The organism is Neisseria weixii, from assembly GCF_042658245.1.
Taxonomy (GTDB): domain Bacteria; phylum Pseudomonadota; class Gammaproteobacteria; order Burkholderiales; family Neisseriaceae; genus Neisseria; species Neisseria weixii.
On record NZ_JBHSPY010000006.1, the window covers coordinates 15,205 to 36,918 of the forward strand.

Below are 21,714 nucleotides of genomic sequence, written 5' to 3' on the forward strand. Positions count from 1 at the left end.
GCCTGTCGGCGCATCGGTGCTGCCGGTAAGGGTCGGGGTCGTGTCGTTACCGGTCTCCGGTACGTCTACGGTAATCACCGGTGCAGTCGTGTCGATGGTATTACCATCATCTTTTGCAGTCGCAACATTACCAACTTTATCAGTAACCGTTGCTTCAACAGAGTATGTACCACTAGGCAATTCAGACGGCACTTCTACCTCATAGCTACCATCCGCTTTCACCGTAGTGGTCACCACTTGGGTTGAGCCGTTGGCATCGGTCACGGTCAGGGTCACCACTTGACCTTCTTCTGCATCGGTCGTGGTACCGGTAATCAAAGGTGTGTTGTCATTGGTTAAATCCGGTGCGTCAACTGTAATCAACACAGTTGTATCAATTGCACCTTCATCTGTTGCAGTAGCTGTTTTACCAGTAGTATTAGATACTGTTGCTTCAACAGTGTATTTACCATCAGGCAATTCATCAGGTACCTCGATGAAATATTTGCCTTCTTCGTTTACCGGCACAGTCAAGGTATGCGTAACACCTTCAGAATCCGTAATTGTCAAAGTAACAATTTGGCCGATGGCATCGGAAGTGCCGATAATTAAAGGTGTGTTGTCATTTGACACTTCATCCGGTGCATCTACAGTTAACAATACAACTGAGTCGATTACGCTTGAGTCGTTTGCTTTGGCAACATTACCGGCTTTATCCGCTACAACAGCTTCAACACGATATGGACCATCAGGCAATTCATTCGGCACTTCAACCGAATAAGTACCGCCTTCCTGCACTGTGGTAGTCACAATTTGAGTGTCGCCCTTAGAATCAATAATGGTCAAAGTAACAACTTGGCCCGGCTCCACATCATCAACGGTACCGGTAATAGTAGGCTTAGTATTAGAAGGGTCATTAGGCGCATCAACGGTGATAAACGCTTTATTGTCTTTATCATCGTCATCATTTTTAGCCAATGCAGCAGCTGCCGCACCCAACGGCAACAATGCCAACAACCACAAAGGATTTGGCGCCCACAGGCTATTGATGATTTCGCCACCCAAAGCTTGACCTGCTTCAACCTCTTCAGCCAGCATAGTAACGGCATCAGCAGGTTCGGCACTCTCCGGAACGTATGGATACATACCGCCGTTTTCGTGTTGACCAATCAACAGGCTGCTCTTAGAAGCATCAATTTCACTTGAATAGTAGCCTTCAATAATCAAGTCGGGATTGCTGATATCAGAGCCTTCAAAAGCTACTTCCAAGTTATCGCCGACACGTTTGGTCATGATGTTTTCAGGACCAAATTGAGTCGCCTCATCGATAAACTGGTAGTTCACCTTGGATTGAGCAGGAATGCGCAATACTTCACCAGAGGCCGTCTGAAATTGAACGGTTTCGACGGTTTCTTTAGCGTTATTGATTTTTAACGTAATGTTTTTAGACATTTTAAGTACCTTTTATTGTTAATTATTTCTCACCGTGCAGAATGATTTCTACACGACGGTTAGGTTGGTCACATTCCTTACGAGCCTTGGCGTTTGTAGGGAAACGTTTGCGACAGTCGTTGATCAGCAATTCTTGTGCGCCACGACCTTGAGCAGAAATCAGGTTAGTATCCAAACCACTTTCGCCTAATGCACGTTTTACAGTCTCGGCACGACGAACAGACAAGTTTTGGTTATAAGCCGGTTTACCTTCCGGATCGGTATGGCCGATGACTTCAATGCTGTTCACTTTGGCTTTGTTCTCACGGATGCCTGCGGATACGGCGGCAATTTCCTGCTTACCTTTTTCCAACATATCTTTGTAGTCGGAGCGGTCAAACTTAAACAGAGCCGACGCTTCTAAATTGTATTTTTTCAGCACCTGCGCACATTTAGCAGGACTAACAACACGAGATAAGGTATGATTTTGACGTTTTACACCTTTCATTTCTGCTTCGGCTTGTTCAGGCGTCACACTTTGTAAAACAGGTTGACCGTTGCCGTTATCGACAACTTTAAAGAAAGAGACCGTAGATTCGGGCAGATTGTAGTAATCGCCTGAATTGGCTTTTTTATAATATGCTGAATCTTGACGGGTAAAATCAGCAAAGAATTTTTGGTTTTGCGCACAAATCAATTCTTGACGGTAAGCATTAGGCTGCAAAGACCCTGAGTATTCACCATTCACGTAAATATTTACAGTAGCACCTTGCAGCGCATTGGCTTGGCGATAGAACACCACCGAAGAGCGCCCTTCCGGCACATCAGTGCTGTAAACGGTTTCTGTTGTATCCACCCACGTTTCTTTTTGTTGGTGCGCGCAACCAACCAACACGGTCACCGGCAACAAACCCCATAACAAGCTACGAAATTTCAACATTTTAAGCTCCTATTTATTTGATTATAATAGTTTAAATTTTTCCAAAGCACACACACGCAGATCGCCAACACAGTGCTTAAATTATTTGATAGTCATAAAAAATATCTGCTACTTGCCCGATACTAACCCTTACAGCATATAATATACGCTTTAACCGAAGTAATATTTCTATTGAATATTAACGGTAGATTAATCAGACAACAGGTAGTTAATAGCAGCTCGTCATCGTCATTTTGACAACATTATTTAACAATCCAACCAATCCTAAAGATATAATAAATTTATGATTTTATGATATTTATTATTTTTTAATGTGAATGGACTATACGTTGTCTGCCCTCATTCACCGAAGTTGCGGCGTTTAAACAACACCTTCCCCGCCAAATATAAAATCTGATAAAACCCATTTCATTTTCAGAGCATTTAATTAATCAAAACCTGCAAAATTTTGGTTGATTTCCGTTAAAATACCGCCTTTGCTTTTACCCGTTTTCTAAGAAACTCATGCGCCTTACTCATATCAAACTTTCCGGCTTCAAATCTTTCACCGACCCGACCACCATTCACGTACCGGGGCAACTGGTTGCCGTGATTGGTCCCAACGGTTGCGGCAAATCGAATGTCATTGATGCTGTGCGCTGGGTATTGGGCGAAGCTTCTGCCAAACAATTGCGGGGCGAGAGTATGCAAGACGTGATTTTCAACGGAGCCGCCACCCGACGTCCTGCACCTCGCGCTTCGGTAGAATTGGTGTTTGACAACAGTGACCACACCCTGCAAGGCGCTTGGGGACAATATGCGGAAGTCAGTATCAAACGCCAGCTTACCCGCCAAGGCGATTCTACCTACTACATCAACAACCAAGCCGTTCGCCGCCGCGACATTACCGATTTATTCTTAGGTACCGGCGTGGGCGCGCGCGGTTATGCAGTGATTGAACAAGGCATGATTTCGCGCATTATTGAAGCGCGGCCGGAAGAATTGCGTGCTTATATAGAAGAAGCGGCGGGGGTATCTAAATATAAAGAGCGCCGTAAAGAAACCGAAGGCCGTCTGAAAGATACGCGCGAACATTTGCAGCGCTTGAGCGACTTGCAAAACGAGTTGGGGCGTCAGGTTGAAAAGTTGGAGAAACAGGCTGAAACCGCCGAGCGCTACAAAACCCTCACCGCCCAACTTAACCGACAGCAGGATTTGCTCGACTACACTCAGTGGCAGCAAGCACTGGCCACCGCCGACAAAGCTACCGCGCAACATCAATCGCTGCAAGCGCAACAGGACGAAACCGCCACGCAAATCCAAACGCTGATGGATGAAGTACACACCCTGCAAGCTGCCGAACAGGCTCAGCAGCAAAGCGTGCATGAATTGAGCACCCGCCGCGGTGTGTTGCGCGAGCAGATTGCCCGCTTGGAAGAACAAATGCGCCACCAACGCAACTTGAGCCAACGCATTGAGCGCGACCGCCAAGCGGCACAGGCGCAACTGCAGCGTATTCACCAAGAGCAGCAACAAATCCACGCCCAACTTGAAGACACCGATATTCAAAACGAAGAAAAACAAATTGAGCTGGCCGAACTCGCCATGCAGGTGGCCGAACACGAAACCCAACTGCCCGAATTGGAAGAAGCCCAAGCCGCACTCAATGCCGCCTATCAGACCCAGCAAGACGAAACCGGCCGTATCAAACGCGAATTGGCTTTGAAGCAGCAACAACTTGCCCACGCCAAAGAAACTGTGCAGCAGCATGAGGCACGCAAAGGCCGTCTGAAACAGGAAAGCCACGCCCTAAATCTACCCGACGACATCGAAACCGCTGCCGCGCAAGAGCGCTCCTCCTTGCTACAAAGCCAACAAGAACATTACGAAGAACAAATCTTTGCCGCCGAAGAACAATTAACCGCCCTGCGCGACGCTTTTCAGACGGCCTCAAATCATTTCCAAACCCTACAGCGGCAACACATTACCCTGCAAGCTCAGCAGCAGGCTTTGTCGCAATTATTGGTGCAAACGCAGGAGGCCGCCGATTTTTGGCAAGCCACCGCACACGACAACGCGCCGCAGCTGTGGCAACACATCAGCGCACCGGACGACTGGCAGCATGCTTTAAGCGTGGTACTGGCCGAACGTTTGCAAGCGCGTGCCGTACCCGACTCCTTTAATCCGCCTTCCCCCCTGCCCCCTAATCAGGCTGCATGGTTGAGCGACAAACTCACCGGAGGCCTGAAGAAATCGCTGCCCGCACAAGCCTTGTTGAACCAAATCCAAGCCCAAGCGCCTTTTCAGACGGCCTTATACCATTGGCTCGACGGCGTATTGTGCGCGCCGAATTTGGATTACGCCCTTACCCACCAAAGCGATTTGAGCGGCCAACAAATCTGGCTCACACCGGAAGGCCATCAGGTTGATAAAGTCAGCGTGTTGCTTTACGCCGAACCTCAGCAGGAAAACCTGATTGCGCAGAAAGCCCGCTTGGACAAACTCACTACCGAACTTAGCCAACTCTCGCCGCAACTGTCCGCTGCCGAACAAACCCGCAACCAAGCACAAGCTGCGTTGCAAGCCGCTGAAAACCATCACAAAAACCTGACCCGGCAGCAAAAACAGCACACCCAGCAATACCACCAAGCCCAGCAGCATGCCGCCGAATTATTGGCACGTACCAACCAAGGCCAAATCCGTCGCGAACACATCACGCAGGAATTGGCGCAGCTTGAAGAAGAACAAACCATTCTGATCCAGTCTTCAGAGGGGCTTGAAGACGACATCGCCGCCCTGCTCGAAGCCATTACCGAATTGGAACACCAGCAACACAAATTTTCTGCCGACCGCCAAACCCGGCAAGGCCGTCTGAAACAGGCGCAACTTGCCCTGCTCGAAGCCAACCGCCGCTACGGCTTGGCCGAAGTGGCCGCGCACAAACTGCAACAGCAAAAACACAACCTGCAACAGCAGCTTACGCGTTTAGACGAACAAACCTTGGATTTACAGGCACGCCAGCAGGAATTGATGCTGGCTTACGAAACCGAAATGCAGGATGACGAGCAGCACATCAAGCTCGAAGAATTAATCGAAGCTGTGCAGACACTCGACGAAGAATACGCCGTGCTGCAGGAAACCTTGAACCAAACCCAAGCGCAAGGCCGCGAACAATATGCCCGCCAGCAAACCTTGCAGGCCAAATTGCCGCAGCTTCAAGCAGCCACGCAAACTGCTTTGCTCCAACAGCAAGAAGCCTTGATTAACGCCAAGCGCTTCCATCAAAACCTGACCGAACGCAACGCCGATTTGGCGCAATTGGAAACTTTGGCCAAAGAAGCAGGCCGTCTGAACGTGTTGAACAACCAAATCGGCAGCCTCACGCAACAAATCGAAGCCTTGGGCGCGGTCAACCTCGCCGCCCTGCAGGAATTGGAAGAAGCGCGCGAACGCGACGATTATTACCGCAGCCAAAGCGAAGACGTACAGGCTGCGATTGACCTGCTCGAAGAAGCCATCGGCCAAATCGACAACAAAACCAAAGCGCGTTTCAAAGAAACCTTCGACGCGGTCAACGAAAAAGTACAAACCTTCTTCCCGACTCTGTTCGGCGGCGGCGAAGCGGTGCTGAAAATGATTGGCGACGACCTGCTTACCGCCGGCGTGTCGATCATGGCGCGCCCGCCCGGCAAGAAAAACAGCACCATCCATCTGCTCTCCGGCGGCGAAAAAGCCCTCACCGCCATGAGCTTGGTGTTTGCCCTGTTCAGCCTCAACCCTGCGCCGTTCTGCCTGCTCGACGAAGTGGATGCGCCGCTCGATGATGCCAACACCTCGCGTTTCTGTAATTTGGTGAAAGAAATGTCGGCGCAAACCCAATTCCTCTACATCTCGCACAACCGCCTGACCATGGAAATGGCCGAGCAGCTCGTCGGTGTGACCATGCAGGAAAAAGGCGTATCGAGAATTGTGTCGGTAGACATCCAACAAGCGCTGCAAATGGCCGAACCGGCTTGATAAGCGATTGAATGAAAAGGCCGTCTGAAACAAAATTCTGTTTCAGACGGCCTGAGATGTAGGAAATTGTCGGGTTGTTTACACTTTTTATGCAAAACAGCTTTTATTTTCTGCCTAAATGATTGTTTTAGGATTGTTGAGCATTATCAAGAACCATGCGGCGTTGCCGTGCCTTTCGGCATTCTTGGCAACATTCAACAATCCCCAAATGGGTCTTCAAGCAAAAAAAAAGCAAAAGTGTAAACACCATTAGGATTTTCTACACGCGGTAATCCGCCTTAAAATTTCAGAAACTTATTTTATTCAATAGTTTGCCATGCTCAAAAATAGATTGCCGCCTGGGTGGGAATGACGGCTGTTTTGATTTTTATTGGTGCTTCATGAGGTTTTGCAAAGGTCTCGGCCTTTCACTTTAACTCGAACAACTCACCGCAATCCCTTCCGCCCATTCCGGTGCTGGTTGGGCGAAATCGGCAAACTCCGGCCGCGCGTCAAACGGGTTGGCCAAACAGCGGCGCAGGCGTTCGATTTCGCGATAATCACCTCGCTGCGCCAATTCGATGGCTTGTTGCGCCAGATAATTGCGCAACACATACAGCGGATTGGCCTGATTCATGCGCTGCTTGCGTTCGGTATGGCCGCTATTCTCGGCACGCAGGCGTTGGCGGTAACGGCCGGCCCAGCGTACAAACAATTGCGAATTATGCTCGCCAAACAAGGCCATTAATTCAGACGGCAACGCATCATCATGCACATTGCTGACTTCGCTTAATTTTCTGAAAAACAAAGTGAAATCGACTTTTTTGTCTTGCAACGCGGCAAACATATCGGCAATCAATTCCGCATCGTCTGCCTGCTCAGTCAGCAAACCGAGTTTCGGGCGCATGCGTTTGAGATAGGCCGTCTGAAAAGTGTCCGGCCATTGTTCCAATAAATCGTTGAGTTCTTTTTCCGGCACCAAAGATTCAAAACAATTGGCCAAAGCCGCCAAGTTCCAATGCGCGATGTAGGGTTGGGCATGATAGGCGTAACGGCCTTCGTGGTCGGAATGGTTGCAGACGTGGCGGCGGTCGTAGCCTTCCATAAAACCGAATGGGCCGTAATCAATGGTCAGGCCGAGTATCGACATGTTGTCGGTATTCATCACGCCGTGGCAAAAGCCGACGCTCTGCCATGCGGCAACGGTTTCGGCGGTTCGCCCGGCCACCGTTTGCAGCATAGCCAGATAAGGATTTTCGGCTTCACGGCATTCGGAGTAATAATGCGCAATCACAAAATCGGCCAACGTTTTCAGCTCGGCTTCGCGGCCGGTGTAGAAAAAATATTCGAAGTGGCCGAAGCGGATAAAGCTCGGGGCAATGCGGGTGACCACGGCAGCGGTTTCCATCGTTTCACGATATACCCCATCATCGCTACCCACTAAAGCCAAGGCACGTGTGGTCGGAATTTTCAGGCCATGCATGGCTTCGGAACACAAATACTCGCGTACGCTCGAGCGCAACACCGCCCTGCCGTCGGCAAAACGCGAATACGGCGTTTTGCCCGCCCCTTTCAGCTGCCATTCCCACGCTTTGCCATGCTCATCCGGCGTTTCACCCAGCAACAATGCACGCCCATCGCCCAAGCGCGGGGTGTAACCGCCGAATTGATGGCCGCTGTAAACCGTTGCAATGGGTTGCGGCTGATATTCCGTCGCGCTGCCGGAAAGATAAGCAAGGTTTGAGGCCGTCTGAAAACTTTCAGACGGCATATTCAATTCTTGAAGCAAGGTTTCGTTGACCGCAATCCAATACGGCTGATTCAGCGGCTCGGGCTTGATGGTGCTGTAAAACGTGTTGGGCAGCGTGGCAAAACACGCCGCTTTCAGGGGAAGTGTGTGCATCATGGTTTCCTTTATTATGATGGCTTCACGATAACACATTTGCGGGTGCGGATAAATGAGGCCGTCTGAATCATTACCCATCTTTCCCAGCCCTGCCCGTTTCCTTATAATGTTCATTCCCATTTTTCAGACGGCCTGATATGACCACTTTATTCCAACGTGACGAACTCAACCCCAACGACCCTGCCGAGTTTCTCTATACCTTGAGCGCAGCCTATCTCGACCATACCGCACAAAACGGCGATGAAGAAATGGCTTCGTTAAACGACGAACAGCACACACTGGTGGCTTACTGCTATCTCGACAGCCAAGTGCAGGAAGGCGGCTTCGCGCAACTGATTGCAGCAGGTTACGGCGAATATATTTTTCACAATCCCGTGGCCGACAGCCTGCGCCGCTGGCGGATTAAGCCGACCCCGAAAATTTTAGACAAGGCCGAAGCCTTATATGAAAAATACGGCGCAGACATCGAGCAACTGGCCGAAGCGGATACACCGTTAGACAACATCCGTGCCAAGTTTGCCGATTTTGAAGAGCTCGACGGCGAATATTACGAAACCGCCGATGAAGACATGGCCGCAACGGTGGCTTATGTACAGGCCAATTGGGACAAATTTGCCGTTATCGGAGATTAAATTTATCAACACGGTACCAAACAATAAAGGCCGTATGAAATTTCAGACGGCCTTTGATATATTTTCGGATTTTACATCACCAAAAGATTAGATACCTTGCGCCAACATCGCGTCAGCCACTTTAACGAAACCGGCAATATTCGCACCGTCAACGTAGTTTACGCTGCCGTCTTCACGGGTACCGTATTTCACACAGTTCTCATGGATGTCTTTCATGATGTTGAACAGGTTTTTGTCCACTTCTTCGCGAGTCCAGCACAAGCGGATGGCGTTTTGGCTCATTTCCAAACCTGAAGTTGCCACACCGCCGGCATTGGATGCTTTGCCCGGTGCGTACAGGATTTTCGCATCCAAGAATTGTTTTACTGCGCCCAAAGTCGATGGCATGTTGGCACCTTCGGCAACCACTTTACAACCGTTGGCCAGCAAGGTTTTGGCTGCTTCTTCGTCCAATTCGTTTTGGGTCGCGCAAGGCAGAGCCACATCGGCAGCCACACCCCAAGGTTTTTGGTCTTCAAAGTATTGCAAGCCTTGTTCTTTGGCGTACACAGACAAACGCTCGCGGCGTACTTCTTTCAATTCGACCAACGCAGCCAATTGCGCTTCAGTCATACCGCTGTCGGCAAATTGAACAAAACCGTTAGAGTCAGAAACAGTCAGCACTTTAGCGCCCAATTGAATTGATTTTTCAGCAGCATATTGCGCCACGTTGCCCGAACCGGAAATCAGCACGCGTTTGCCTTTCATGCTGTCTTGTTTGGTTTCCAACATGAATTGTGCGAAATACACGCAGCCGTAGCCGGTAGCTTCAGGACGAATCAAGCTTCCGCCCCAAGTTAAACCTTTACCGGTCAGCACAGAAGTGAATTCGTTGCGGATTTTTTTATATTGTCCGTACAAGAAGCCGATTTCGCGACCACCCACACCGATGTCGCCGGCCGGTACGTCGGTATTCGGGCCGATATGGCGGTAGAGTTCGGTCATGAAGGCTTGGCAGAAGCGCATCACTTCCGCGTCAGATTTGCCTTTAGGGTCAAAGTCGGAACCACCTTTACCACCGCCCATCGGCAAGGTGGTCAAAGCATTTTTAAATACTTGCTCGAAGGCCAAGAATTTCAACACACCCAAGTCAACAGTCGGGTGGAAACGCAAGCCGCCTTTGTAAGGGCCGATGGCAGAGCTCATTTGAATGCGGTAGCCGCGATTTACCTGCACTTCGCCTTTATCGTCCACCCAAGTCACGCGGAACATAATCACACGCTCAGGCTCGACAATGCGCTCCAACAGGTTTTGCTGGGTGTATTTAGGATTGTCTTTCAAAAAAGGTTTCAAGCTTTCAAACACTTCTTCTACAGCTTGGTGAAACGGCTCTTGGTTGGGGTTGTTCTTTTTCAGTTTTTCGAACAAGGCATTTAAATCGGTCATGATACACTCCAAAAAAATGATCGGATGGTAATTCATCCCAAAGTAGGAAATTTGTGGAATGAAATATAACCTTATTTTTTTTTGCTGCCAAGTATTTTTTTGTAAAATTGTTGACATTATTTTAAATGGATTTTTATTTAAAAAAATTTAATTTTGAATAATAAAAATTAATTAGCATTATTTATTTATATTTATATATAAAATGGAATTACAGACTAAAATTAAAAAACTCTATTTCTAAAATTTATTGTGTAAATTTCCATCAAATTTGATACAATGCAAAATTTTGTCAACAATTTGATGTATTTTGGTTGTGATTTAATCTCATTTAAGCGGCTATTCAACCAGCCAATTCAATTCCCATGCATCAGGCCGTCTGAAATGCTAAAATGACAGCCATTCAAATATAAGGAATTCTTATGAAAGCCTATCACGACCTTATGCGCCGTGTTCTCGAACAGGGCACCGACAAAGCCGACCGCACCGGCACAGGCACACGCTCTGTGTTCGGCCACCAAATGCGCTTCGATTTAAGCCAAGGTTTTCCGCTTTTGACCACCAAAAAGCTGCACTTGCGCTCCATCATTCATGAATTGCTGTGGTTTCTCAAAGGCGACACCAACATCAAATACCTGAAAGACAATAATGTGTCGATTTGGGACGAATGGGCCGATGAAAACGGCGATTTAGGCCCGGTTTACGGCTACCAATGGCGAAGTTGGCCGGCTCCCGATGGCCGTCACATCGACCAAATCGCCAATGTGGTGGAACAAATCAAAAAAAATCCCGACAGCCGCCGTTTAATCGTTTCCGCATGGAATCCGGCTTTGGTGGACGAAATGGCCTTACCGCCATGCCATGCGCTGTTTCAATTTTATGTGGCCGACGGCAAACTTTCCTGCCAGCTCTACCAACGCAGCGCCGATATTTTCTTGGGCGTGCCATTCAACATCGCCAGCTATGCCCTGCTGACCATGATGGTGGCGCAAGTGTGCGGTTTGGAAGCGGGCGAATTTATCCATACTTTCGGCGATGCCCACCTTTACCGCAACCACTTTGAACAGGCCGAACTGCAATTGAGCCGCGACACGCGTCCGCTCCCGACCATGAAAATCAACCCGGATGTGAAAGATTTGTTTGCCTTCACCTTTGAAGATTTTGAATTGGTGGATTACGATCCGCATCCGCATATTAAAGCGGCGGTGGCCGTATAATCACGATCTACATAAAAAAAGGCCGTCTGAAAAATATTTTTTCAGACGGCCTTCACAATTCAAGCACTTACACTTCAATACGGTTGGGCGCGAAAGTTTCCCATTTGTTACACGCCGGACAATGCCAGAAAAACACCTGCGATTTGAAATGGCAATTACGGCAGCGGTACATCACACTTTTTTGCAGTTGGCGGCCGACAACGGCGCGCATCATATCGGCATCACCTTTCCATTCCGCCGGCATGTCGCTCAGCTTCAAACCGAGCAAACGGTACACGCCGTTTAAATCCGGTTTTTGACGCACCAATTCCACAGCCAATGCGGCTGCTTCCGCTTCGCCTTTGAGCAGCAAGGCTTTTTCGTAGATAACGTTAATCAAATCCAGATCAGGAAAAGTTTTCATGTAGCCGATTAAGCGGTTCAAGCCTTCCTCTTGCTTGCCTTGGGCGGCATAGGCATCATACATTTTCTCGCCGACCATGCTCAGGTAAGAGTGGTTTTGCTGCTCAATCGCGCCATAGGCTTCAACCGCAGCGGAAAAGTTGCCCTGTTTGACTTCGATGTCGCCCAAAATCATGTTGGCACGGGTACATTTTTTATTGGCTTCCAAGGCTTTTTGCACGTTGTAGCGCGCCACGTCGAAATTGGATTTAAACAGCGCACCGTGGGCGATTTCACAATAAAACTGCGCAATCTCGAATTGATAAGTCTGCTCGTTGTGGCTCAATAATTGTGCCATTTCGATGGCTTTTGCCCAATCGCGGTCTTGTTGGTAAATGCTCATCAGACGATGGCGGGCTTCCCGCGCCATGCCGCCCTCGAGCAAGCCGATGAAGATTTGCTCGGCACGGTCGACCAAACCGGCGCTTTGGTAGTTTTGCGCCAATTCAAACAACACGCGTTCGCGCTTCTCATTGACGGTATCAGGCGACTCGAGCAAGGCTTGGTGCATATTGATGGCCTTGTCGTTCTCGCCGCGCTGGCGGTAGAGTTTGCCCAAGGTCAGGTTCAAATCGTAAGATTGAGGCTGCTGATCCACCACTTCGGCCAGTTCGCGGGCGGCGCGGCCATTATTGCGGTCAACCAGCGCGTCCAAGCTTTTATAGAAACCGGTCGGAATGCTTTTGGCCTGTTTCAACACCGTTTTCATGTCCACCCGCGCGGCAAACCACCCCATCGCGAAAAACACCGGCAACAGGATAATCGGCAGCAAGATGACCCATAATTCGTTATCCATGAGCATCCTTATTTATTTCTGCATCAGATTGATTGGGGTAGATGCCGTTGTCGCCGCCGGCACAGTAGGCGTGGCTTTCTGAATGTCTTGCTCGGTCATGCGGCCGTGTTTTTTCACTTCGGCACGCAGGCGGTTGGCTTCACTGCGCAATCCGAGCAAACGGCCGAACAGCGCAAACATACCGAACACAATGCCGACCACAAATGCGCCGAACAACACCACAATCAACGGTACTTCTACGTGCTGCCCCGGCAGGTAGAAAAACGACACCACTTGGGTATTGCTCACGGCCAGCAGCAAGAACACCAGCAAAATCAAAATTTTAACAATCAGGTAAACAACTTTCATTCAATTCTCCGTGCATGCGGCCTAAGCTGATGAGGCCGTCTGAAAATAATCCTGTGTAAGTTTAAACGATTTATTTCGTTTAGGATAGAACGGTACAACGCAGAAAGATTCGCCGCCATCATTTTCAGACGGCCTTTGGTAATCACTAATTGCTGACAATTTAGCAAACTGTTTTCCATGCATTGCCCGTCTGCTCGGCTTCTGCCGTATTTAAGCCTGAAAAATTACGTTAAAAATCCGTTTTTTTCCACTTGCCAAAACCATATCGACAGGCGTATTGTTTAGCTTTTAATCTATCGAATCCAGATCATTTAAGAATAAGAAAGGCCATATCATGAGCAGACCCGTTCCAGCCGTATTCGGCAGCGTATTTCACGCCGAAATGCCGGTAATCGAATTTACAGACAACCAATGGCAGCCGGTCAAATGGCAGCCTTCAAATGATTTGACCATTCCGGCCGGCGCGCATGCCCTGCACTACGGCAGCGAATGCTTCGAAGGTTTGAAAGCCTTCCGTCAGGCCGACGGTAAAATCGTGATGTTCCGCCCGACTGCCAACATCGCCCGCATGCAGCAAAGCGCGGAAATCCTGCATTTACCGAAACCGGAAACCGAAACCTATTTAGACGCTTTGATTGAACTGGTAAAACGTGCCGCTGATGAAATCCCCGACGCACCTGCTGCCTTATACCTGCGCCCGACCTTAATCGGCACCGACCCGATTATCGGCAAAGCCGGCGCACCATCGCAAACTGCACTGCTGTATATCTTGGCTTCTCCTGTGGGCGACTACTTCAAAATGGGTTCGCCGGTGAAAATTTTGGTAGAAACCGAACACATCCGCTGCGCGCCGCACATGGGCCGCGTGAAATGCGGCGGTAATTATGCTTCGGCCATGCCTTGGGTGCTGAAAGCGAAAGAAGAACACGGTGCGGCGCAAGTCTTGTTCTGCCCGAACGGTGACGTACAGGAAACCGGCGCATCCAACTTCATCGTTATCAACGGCGACGAATTGGTGACCAAACCGCTGACCGACGAATTCCTACACGGTGTCACCCGTGATTCCGTATTGACCGTAGCCAAAGACTTGGGCTACACAGTAACCGAACGCAACTTCACCGTTGACGAATTGCAAACCATGATTAAAAACGGCGCCGAAGCCATTCTCACCGGCACCGCCGCCGTGATTTCGCCGGTGACTTCATTTGTGATTAACGGCAAAGAAATCAACGTGCAAAGCCAAGCGCGCGGCACCGCCATCCGCAAAGCCATCACCGACATCCAATACGGTTTGGCTGAAGACAAACACGGCTGGTTGGTTGAAGTGTGCTAATGATTAAGCCATGAATGTAGGGGTCGTCTGAAAGCAAGATAATTTCAGACGGCCTTTTATTTGCCGAATCCAAACCCACAAAGCTTGTGCACAAAACCGTGCTTCTGTCGTACAATAAACAGCAAACTGCCAAGGAATCATCATGCCACAAACAACCGATAATCCCATTATCCACATCACACCGCAAGATTTGCCGCTGCATTGCGCGGGTCCCAAATACGAAACGTGGAACGGCCACCCGCGTGTATTCCTGCCGATTCAGTCCAACAGCGACATTGAATGCCCCTATTGTAGTATCCGCTATCATCTAGATGGCGAAATTCCCCATCATCATTACTAAACACACACCATGATTCGACACGCCGCCATTTTGTTCTTGATTTCCCTTTGCGCCGCCTGCGGTTCACATAAAGCTGTACGCCCTTCCGCACCGATACCGGTTGTGGCCGAAGCCGAAACGTATTCCGTCAACTACGAAGCCGCCGACGGTCAACGCATTACCGCCATTTACATCAACAGCAACAGCCCGATGACGGTAGAACTGCGCCAAGGCAACACGGTGGAAAGCCTGAAGCAAATCCAATCGTGGGCAAAGGGCGTAGAATACAGCAACCTTTCCACCCGCTGGCATGTTCAGGAAGGTTTTGCTACCCTTACCCGTCGCGGCAAACCGATTGTGTTTACCGAAATTATTGAATGATTAATTGAATGATTATAAAAAGGCCGTCTGAATATTCAGACGGCCTTTTTTCAAACTGATTTATTCAGTCCACTGCACCCAACCCATCGCCCAAGTCAGCAGAATCAAGCCGCCGAAAACAATACGGTAATAGGCAAACGGCACATAATTTTTTGTTGCCAAAAATTTCAGCAAAGCTTTCACCGCCAGCAAACCGGCGAAAAATGCAGCGATGAAACCGACTGCAATCAAACCGATGTCTTGCAGGGTAAACAGTTTATAATGTTTCAAAATATCGTAAGAAGTTGCCGCAATCATCATCGGCACGGCCAAGAAGAATGAAAACTCAGTCGCTACCTTGCGCTCCAATCCCCACAGCATACCACCCATGATGGTACTGCCCGAGCGCGACGTTCCCGGCACTAAAGCACAAATCTGCACACAACCGACCACAAAAGCATCAATCGGGCGTATATCATCAACATTCACCACCTTCGGTGCACGGCTTTGTTGGCGTTTCTCCACCCACAAAATAAAAAAGCCGCCCAACACCAGCATGGTGGCCACAGTAATCGGGTTAAACAAATAAAGCTTAATCTGTTTGCTAAACAACAAACCCACCACCGCTGCCGGCACAAACGCCACTGCCAAATTCAACACAAAACGGTTCGCCGCGCGTTCCCTGCCGATACCGCGGATTACCCTGCCAAAACGTTGGCGATACTCAAAAACCACCGCCAATACCGCGCCTAATTGGATGGCGATTTCAAACACTTTGCCGTTGCTGTGGAAATTCAGTAAATCGCCGACCACAATCAAGTGTCCCGTGCTCGAAATCGGTAAAAATTCGGTCAATCCTTCAACAACGCCCAAAATCAGGGCTTTCAACAACAATATAATATCCATTAAACCTCTTTCAGACGGCCTGGGGTGTAGAAAATCCTAGCGTTGTTTCCACTTTTTCTTTTTTGCCTGAAGACCCATCTTGGGATTTTTGAGTGTTGTCAAAGATTCCGAAGGCAAAGCCGCATGGTTCTTAATAATGCTCAAAAATCCTAAAACAATCATTCAGGCAAAAATAAAAGCCGTTTGGCATAAAAAGTGTAAACAACCGACGTTTTTCTACACTTGCAAAACTCCAAATTTGAGTGCGGTTCAAAGCAAGCAGCGTAGAAAGCACAAACATATCATACAGATAGACAAGCTTTAGAGGGGCGCATAACGAAGAAATACGCTCCAATGAAGTATTTTACAAAGGTCTCGGCCTGTTTATCAATCAAAACATTAAGCTGCTTCATTCATCAAATATTGCTTACGACAATATTCACGTCAAATGGTTTCATGTCCTCTGAAACCATTTCCGACAAGCATTATAATTTGGAATGAAAATACAGGCAGCCTTTTCAGACTGCCTGTTTGTTATTCATGATAATCGGTAGCTATCTCAATGATTGGCGGATTTGGCCAAGGCCGCCCTTTACTTTTTACACGGCTGCCTGCCTACTTCAAACCGCGCTCACTGCGCACTTTGGCAACCAATTCATCAATGGTTCTCATGCCGTTTTGATAATCGCCGTTGAACAACACTTCATATTTGCCGCCGACAATCACCATCGGCGTGCTTTCGATACGGTAGGTTTCGGTCAAACCTTGCATTTTTCTGGCTTGAGCTTGATTGGCTGCTGAATCATAGGCGGCAACCAATTTTTTACCGTCAAAACCTTTTTGCGCCGCAGCCCATTGTTTGAAAGTTGCACTGTCGGCCAGGTTGATTTTTTGCTCATATACCGCTTTGAACACAGCCGGATTGGCTTGGTACTTCAAACCGGAACTGTTCACCGCAGCGGCCACGCGTGCCATGCCGAACATTTCCGGCTGCCAAACTACATGCTCGGTACGCAAGTATGTGTCTTTGGCAAAGGATTGGCTGTGCTTCAACAACACCGGATCCAAATGGTAGCAATGCACGCAGAAGTAACCGAAAAATTCCAACACTTCCACCTTATCTGTCTGAACCTGCGGAATCGGTTTGGCCAGCACTTGGTAATCCTTGCCTTCGGTAGCGGCTTGCGCCATACCGGCCAAAGACAAGGCCATCAATGCCGAGAATAATTTCATTTTCATCATCATTCCTTATTGAACCGAACGGGTAAAGCTGCTTATGCCGTTTTTCTTCAAGGTTTGCTGCACGCGCTGGGCTGCATCTTGTGCCAACACACCGCTTTGCAGGCGGTACACTTTCTTACCGTTGGCCGATCCTTCTACCACACTGGACTGCACGCCCATCATGGCCAATTTGGCACGTTGCGCATCGGCAAAAGCACGGTCGGCATATGAACCCATTTGTACAATCACTTTTTTATCCGAAGATTTCGGGCTTGCATTGGCTTTGCTGTCGGCAGCTTTGCTTGATTTTTTCGCTTCTTCGCCTACAGCTTTGCTTGATTTCTTCGCTTCTTCACCTGCAGCTTTGCGCGCTTTTTCAATGCTGCCGCTGTTTAAGATTTGCTCCGGAGTTGGCTTGGCAGGCTGTTTCTCTGCTGCTTTTTTCTCTGCTGCTTTTTTCTCTGCTGCTTTTTTCTCTGCGGCCTTTTTCTCGGCCAGTTTGCGCTCGGCTCGGGCTTTTTGTTGGGCAGTCAATTCGGCTGCGGCTTTTTTATCAGCGGCAGCTTTATCCGCTTTGGCTTTTTCCGCACGTTTTTGTGCCAATTCGGCTTTGCGTTTGGCTTCAACGGCTTTTTTCTCTGCGGCAGCACGCTCTTCGCGCTCTTGAGCGGCACGTTCGGCGGCATCGCGGTCATCTTCGGCATCTGTCGTGACTTTAGGTCCAACAGTGGCTTTCGGCATTGGCACAGGCACCGCCGCAGGGGTGGCAGGTTTGTTTTCATCGGCCTTAGGCTGCTCGGTTTCAGACGGCGTATCTTGCGCTTCTGAAGCGGCGGTATCCGCTTCGCCGGCTTTGGTATCCGGCTCAACAGGGGCAGCCGGCTCTGCTTCTGAAGCAGGTTTTTCCACCGGCTTAGGCAGCGCTTGCGGCTGCAAAACTTCAGGCTCGGAAGTTTGCTCCGGCTGAGCCAGTTCTTTGAATTGGTTTTGATTGCCTTTGTTTAAGAAAAACAAAATGCCGACAATCACAGCAGTCGCGAGCAGCAGCCCTGAAATAAAACCGGCAATACCTTTACCATGTTGTGTCTGTTTTTTCATAACGTACCTTTATTTTTCAGACGGCCTCAAAGTATGAACACCACTCTGAACCGCCGTCCTCTATTCAGATAGGACATTTTATCAACAACTCTTATATTCGGCAAAATCAAAATATCGACATAATGTGCCGTGCGCAGGCCACTTAACAGCCTCTCCATTTATCAGCAGGCCGTCTGAAAAACGGGCTACTGGGATTTATTATTCTGAATGGTGTTGGAATTACAACGCCCTGCGGAAGCTGATGGCTTTCAGCACATGGCTGCGGCCGACGGCCTTATCGCCGGCCAAATCGGCCAAGGTGCGCGCTACGCGTATGATGCGGTGGAAACTGCGTGCCGAAAGTGATAATTTTTCCAGCATCGCACCTAAGGCATCGCGCGCTTCCTGTTCGATATTGGCCGCGCTGTCTAATTCGGTCACGCTCAAGGCGGCATTCACTTTACCTTGGCGCGCATATTGTCTGTCGCGCGCCGCCAACACCCGCTGTAACACATCGGCACTGGGTTCGCCCGCTTGCTGCTGCATCAATTCTGCGGCAGGCAGGCTCGGCACTTCAATGGTTAAATCAATGCGGTCAAACAGCGGCCCTGAAATTTTGCTGCGGTAACGCGCGATGCTCTCGGGCGTGCAGCGGCAGGGTTTGCTCGGGTGACCGAGATAGCCGCACGGACACGGGTTCATCGCCGCCACCAATTGGAATTTGGCCGGATAGACCGCCTGCCGCGCCGCACGGGAAATGTGGATTTCACCGTTTTCCAACGGCTCGCGCAACACTTCCAACACTTTGCGGTCAAACTCGGGGAATTCGTCGAGAAACAATACGCCGTGGTGCGCCAAAGAAATCTCGCCCGGCCGCGGATCCGAACCGCCGCCGACCATCGCCGCCGAGCTGGCACTGTGATGGGGCGACCGAAACGGCCGCTCGTGGCTGAGTTCTTGCTGATGATTGGGCAACAATGAGCGCAAGGCCCATACTTCGACCAGTTCGTCTTCAGTCAGTGGCGGCAAAATACCGGGCAAGCGCTGCGACAACATCGATTTACCCGTACCCGGCGGCCCCATCATCAATAAACTGTGTCCTCCTGCCGCCGCAATTTCCAGAGCCAAACGCGCGGTATGTTGCCCTTTTACATCACTTAAATCAGGCAAGTTTGTATGTTGAGACGGCCTGTCGAGATTCGGGCATTCGGTTTGCGCCAAAGGCTCGACGGCATTTAAATGCGCCGCCACTTCGCCCAGCGATTGCGCACCGTAAACCGTGATGCCTTTCATCACGGCGGCTTGCCGGGCATTTTCTAATGGCAGCACAAAAGCCCGCCCTGCCTGCATACCCTGCCACGCCATTGCCAATGCGCCGCGCACAGGCCGCAATATACCCGACAAGGCCAGCTCGCCGGCAAATTCGTATTGCGCCAGTTTCTCCATCGAAATCTGACCTGACGCGGCTAAAATGCCGATGGCAATGGGCAAATCAAACCGGCCGGATTCTTTGGGCAAATCGGCCGGCGCCAGATTGACGGTGATTTTTTTTGCCGGAAAATCAAAGCCGCTTTGGATAATCGCCGCCCGCACACGGTCACGGCTTTCCTTCACTTCGGTATCCGGCAGCCCGACAATATTGAAATGCGGCAAACCGTTGGCAAGATGGGCTTCCACCTCGACCAACGGCGCATTCATGCCACTTAGGGCGCGACTGTAAACCAAAGCGAGCGACATGATTGACGGCCTTATTCGGCGCTGTCTGCTTTGGTTACCGATTCAACGGCTGCTTCCACTTTGGCGGCAGATTCAACCATGTTTTCTTCGGCCGCAGGATTTTGCGCTGCTTCCAGCTTGACCAGACGCGCTTCCAGCTCCACCAATTTGGTGCGGGTTTTAATCAACACTTGCTGCTGGATATCAAATTCTTCACGGGTCACCAAATCCATGCGGTTAAACGCGCTGCCCAACATGGCTTTGACGTTTTTCTCAACATCTTTAGCCGGACTGTTGGCAATGGTTTCGCTCAATTTCGAGGTCACTTCTTCAAACAGGTTTTTACCGAACATGGCTGTGTCCTTTATTCATAGAAAAATAATGCAGCTATTGTATAAGAGAAAAGGCCGTCTGAAAACATAAGTTTCAGACGGCCTTTGGTTCTTTCATCATTAAAGACCGGCAGCGGCTCTCAATGCTTGCGCCTTGTCGGTGCGCTCCCAAGTAAACTCAGGCTCTTCGCGGCCGAAGTGACCGTAGGCGGCGGTTTTGCTGTAACGCGGGTGCAGCAAGTCCAACATTTGCACAATGCCTTTCGGGCGCAGGTCAAAGTGTTCGCGCACCAATTTAATCAAATCGGCTTCACTGATTTTGCCGGTGCCGAAGGTATCGATCGAAATCGAAGTCGGCTCGGCCACGCCGATGGCGTAAGACACTTGGATTTGGCATTGTGTCGCCAAACCGGCGGCCACAATGTTTTTCGCCACATAGCGGGTGGCATAAGCGGCAGAACGGTCAACTTTAGACGGGTCTTTGCCGGAGAACGCGCCGCCGCCGTGCGGTGCGGCACCGCCGTAGGTATCGACGATGATTTTACGGCCGGTCAAACCGCAGTCGCCTTGCGGGCCGCCAATCACGAAGTTACCGGTCGGGTTAATCAGGTATTTGGTTTGGCCGGTCAGCATTTCAGACGGCAACACCGGCTTGATGATGTGTTCAATCACAGCTTTGGCCAACTCTTCGTGGCTGATTTCCGGATCGTGTTGGGTCGACAATACCACGGTATCGATGCGCTTTACTTTGCCGGTTTCGCTGTCGTAAACACAGGTTAATTGCGCTTTGGCATCAGGGCGCAACCACGGCAGGCGGCCGTCTTTGCGCAATTCGCTTTGACGCTGCATCAGGCGGTGGCTGTAGTAGATGGCAAACGGCATCAATGTCGGGGTTTCGTCGCAGGCATAGCCGAACATCAGGCCTTGGTCGCCCGCGCCTTGGTTCAAATCAATGCCCTCGCCTTCGTTGACACCTTGGGCGATGTCGGGTGATTGTTCGCCGTAGTTCAACACCAATTTAAAGGTATCGGCGGCAAAGCCCCACTCGGGATTGTTGTAGCCGATGCGTTTTACGGTGTCGCGCGCCACTTGTTCGTAATCAATCTCGGCGGTGGTGGTGATTTCGCCGGCCAGCACGCACAAATCGGTAGCCACCAAGGTTTCCGCCGCCACACGTGCGGTCGGGTCTTGCGCTAAAATCGCATCCAAAACCGCATCGGAAATTTGGTCGGCCACTTTGTCGGGATGGCCTTCGGATACAGATTCAGAAGTAAACAAAAATTCGCTCATTACTCATTCTTTCTTTTTTTAAATAAGCCGTTAGGTTTTCAGACGGCCTATTTACTTACATAATCAAACGGCAAAAATCATAGCAGTTTTTGCC

At 49.8% G+C, this 21,714-nt stretch carries 18 protein-coding genes; 6 read left to right on the forward strand and 12 right to left on the reverse strand.

What is annotated here, in order from left to right:
- Both ACFPVS_RS04905 and ACFPVS_RS04910 read right to left on the reverse strand, forming a co-directional pair.
- Window positions 1-1,431, reverse strand: a 1,431-nt coding sequence (locus ACFPVS_RS04905; RefSeq protein ID WP_378595459.1) for an Ig-like domain-containing protein, incomplete at its 3' end; no start/stop codon positions are given.
- A gap of 22 nt (window positions 1,432-1,453) precedes the next feature.
- On the reverse strand, window positions 1,454-2,350 hold the full coding sequence (locus ACFPVS_RS04910) for an OmpA family protein (protein ID WP_096295891.1): 897 nt from the start codon (window positions 2,348-2,350) through the stop codon (window positions 1,454-1,456).
- A gap of 504 nt (window positions 2,351-2,854) precedes the next feature.
- Here ACFPVS_RS04910 and smc point away from each other — a divergent pair.
- On the forward strand, window positions 2,855-6,346 hold the full coding sequence (smc, locus tag ACFPVS_RS04915; RefSeq protein ID WP_378595460.1) for a chromosome segregation protein SMC: 3,492 nt from the start codon (window positions 2,855-2,857) through the stop codon (window positions 6,344-6,346).
- Between the two features lie 412 nt (window positions 6,347-6,758).
- On the opposite strand, the gene ACFPVS_RS04920 is transcribed toward smc, so the two are convergent.
- Window positions 6,759-8,228 carry a protein adenylyltransferase SelO gene (locus ACFPVS_RS04920; protein WP_123803524.1) on the reverse strand — a complete coding sequence of 490 codons (1,470 nt, stop codon included), beginning with the start codon at window positions 8,226-8,228 and terminating at the stop codon, window positions 6,759-6,761.
- Window positions 8,229-8,368: 140 nt separating this feature from the next.
- Here ACFPVS_RS04920 and ACFPVS_RS04925 point away from each other — a divergent pair, with 140 nt between their 5' ends.
- Entirely contained in the window at window positions 8,369-8,863 is a 495-nt protein-coding gene (locus ACFPVS_RS04925; RefSeq protein WP_096295892.1) for a DMP19 family protein, read from the forward strand.
- An 87-nt stretch (window positions 8,864-8,950) separates the two neighbouring features.
- Here ACFPVS_RS04925 and gdhA read toward each other — a convergent pair whose 3' ends face one another.
- Window positions 8,951-10,288 carry an NADP-specific glutamate dehydrogenase gene (gdhA, locus tag ACFPVS_RS04930; RefSeq protein ID WP_096296187.1) on the reverse strand — a complete coding sequence of 446 codons (1,338 nt, stop codon included), beginning with the start codon at window positions 10,286-10,288 and terminating at the stop codon, window positions 8,951-8,953.
- A 419-nt stretch (window positions 10,289-10,707) separates the two neighbouring features.
- On the opposite strand from gdhA, the gene ACFPVS_RS04935 reads away from it, so the two are divergent.
- A complete protein-coding gene (locus ACFPVS_RS04935; RefSeq protein ID WP_096295893.1) occupies window positions 10,708-11,502 on the forward strand; it encodes a thymidylate synthase in 795 nt (264 codons plus the stop codon).
- Between the two features lie 67 nt (window positions 11,503-11,569).
- Here the strand turns inward: ACFPVS_RS04935 and lapB are convergent, their stop codons facing one another.
- Together lapB and ACFPVS_RS04945 are read right to left on the reverse strand one after the other, a co-directional pair.
- Window positions 11,570-12,739 carry a lipopolysaccharide assembly protein LapB gene (gene lapB, locus ACFPVS_RS04940; protein WP_096295894.1) on the reverse strand — a complete coding sequence of 390 codons (1,170 nt, stop codon included), beginning with the start codon at window positions 12,737-12,739 and terminating at the stop codon, window positions 11,570-11,572.
- A 12-nt stretch (window positions 12,740-12,751) separates the two neighbouring features.
- Window positions 12,752-13,087, reverse strand: coding sequence for a LapA family protein (locus ACFPVS_RS04945; protein ID WP_096295895.1), 336 nt, complete (start codon window positions 13,085-13,087; stop codon window positions 12,752-12,754).
- A gap of 334 nt (window positions 13,088-13,421) precedes the next feature.
- On the opposite strand from ACFPVS_RS04945, the gene ilvE reads away from it, so the two are divergent.
- From ilvE to ACFPVS_RS04960, 3 genes are all read left to right on the forward strand, one after another.
- On the forward strand, window positions 13,422-14,420 hold the full coding sequence (ilvE, locus tag ACFPVS_RS04950; RefSeq protein WP_096295896.1) for a branched-chain-amino-acid transaminase: 999 nt from the start codon (window positions 13,422-13,424) through the stop codon (window positions 14,418-14,420).
- Window positions 14,421-14,562: 142 nt separating this feature from the next.
- The gene (locus ACFPVS_RS04955; RefSeq protein WP_096295897.1) at window positions 14,563-14,760 is read left to right on the forward strand and encodes a zinc-finger domain-containing protein; all 198 of its coding nucleotides are present in this window, start codon (window positions 14,563-14,565) and stop codon (window positions 14,758-14,760) included.
- Between the two features lie 12 nt (window positions 14,761-14,772).
- Window positions 14,773-15,120 (forward strand): hypothetical protein, encoded by a 348-nt coding sequence (locus ACFPVS_RS04960; protein WP_096296188.1) that lies wholly within the window; start codon window positions 14,773-14,775, stop codon window positions 15,118-15,120.
- Window positions 15,121-15,180: 60 nt separating this feature from the next.
- Here ACFPVS_RS04960 and ACFPVS_RS04965 read toward each other — a convergent pair whose 3' ends face one another.
- From ACFPVS_RS04965 to metK, 6 genes are all read right to left on the reverse strand, one after another.
- Entirely contained in the window at window positions 15,181-16,005 is an 825-nt protein-coding gene (locus ACFPVS_RS04965) for an undecaprenyl-diphosphate phosphatase (protein WP_096295898.1), read from the reverse strand.
- Window positions 16,006-16,599: 594 nt separating this feature from the next.
- Window positions 16,600-17,223: a thiol:disulfide interchange protein DsbA/DsbL gene (locus ACFPVS_RS04970; RefSeq protein WP_378595461.1), complete on the reverse strand. Its 624-nt coding sequence runs from the start codon at window positions 17,221-17,223 to the stop codon at window positions 16,600-16,602.
- A gap of 9 nt (window positions 17,224-17,232) precedes the next feature.
- Window positions 17,233-18,303 carry an SPOR domain-containing protein gene (locus ACFPVS_RS04975; protein WP_096295900.1) on the reverse strand — a complete coding sequence of 357 codons (1,071 nt, stop codon included), beginning with the start codon at window positions 18,301-18,303 and terminating at the stop codon, window positions 17,233-17,235.
- A 219-nt stretch (window positions 18,304-18,522) separates the two neighbouring features.
- Window positions 18,523-20,019, reverse strand: coding sequence for a YifB family Mg chelatase-like AAA ATPase (locus ACFPVS_RS04980; RefSeq protein WP_096295901.1), 1,497 nt, complete (start codon window positions 20,017-20,019; stop codon window positions 18,523-18,525).
- Window positions 20,020-20,030: 11 nt separating this feature from the next.
- Window positions 20,031-20,351 carry an accessory factor UbiK family protein gene (locus tag ACFPVS_RS04985; protein WP_096295902.1) on the reverse strand — a complete coding sequence of 107 codons (321 nt, stop codon included), beginning with the start codon at window positions 20,349-20,351 and terminating at the stop codon, window positions 20,031-20,033.
- A gap of 99 nt (window positions 20,352-20,450) precedes the next feature.
- Window positions 20,451-21,620, reverse strand: coding sequence for a methionine adenosyltransferase (metK, locus tag ACFPVS_RS04990; RefSeq protein ID WP_378595462.1), 1,170 nt, complete (start codon window positions 21,618-21,620; stop codon window positions 20,451-20,453).
- Window positions 21,621-21,714 lie beyond the last annotated feature (94 nt).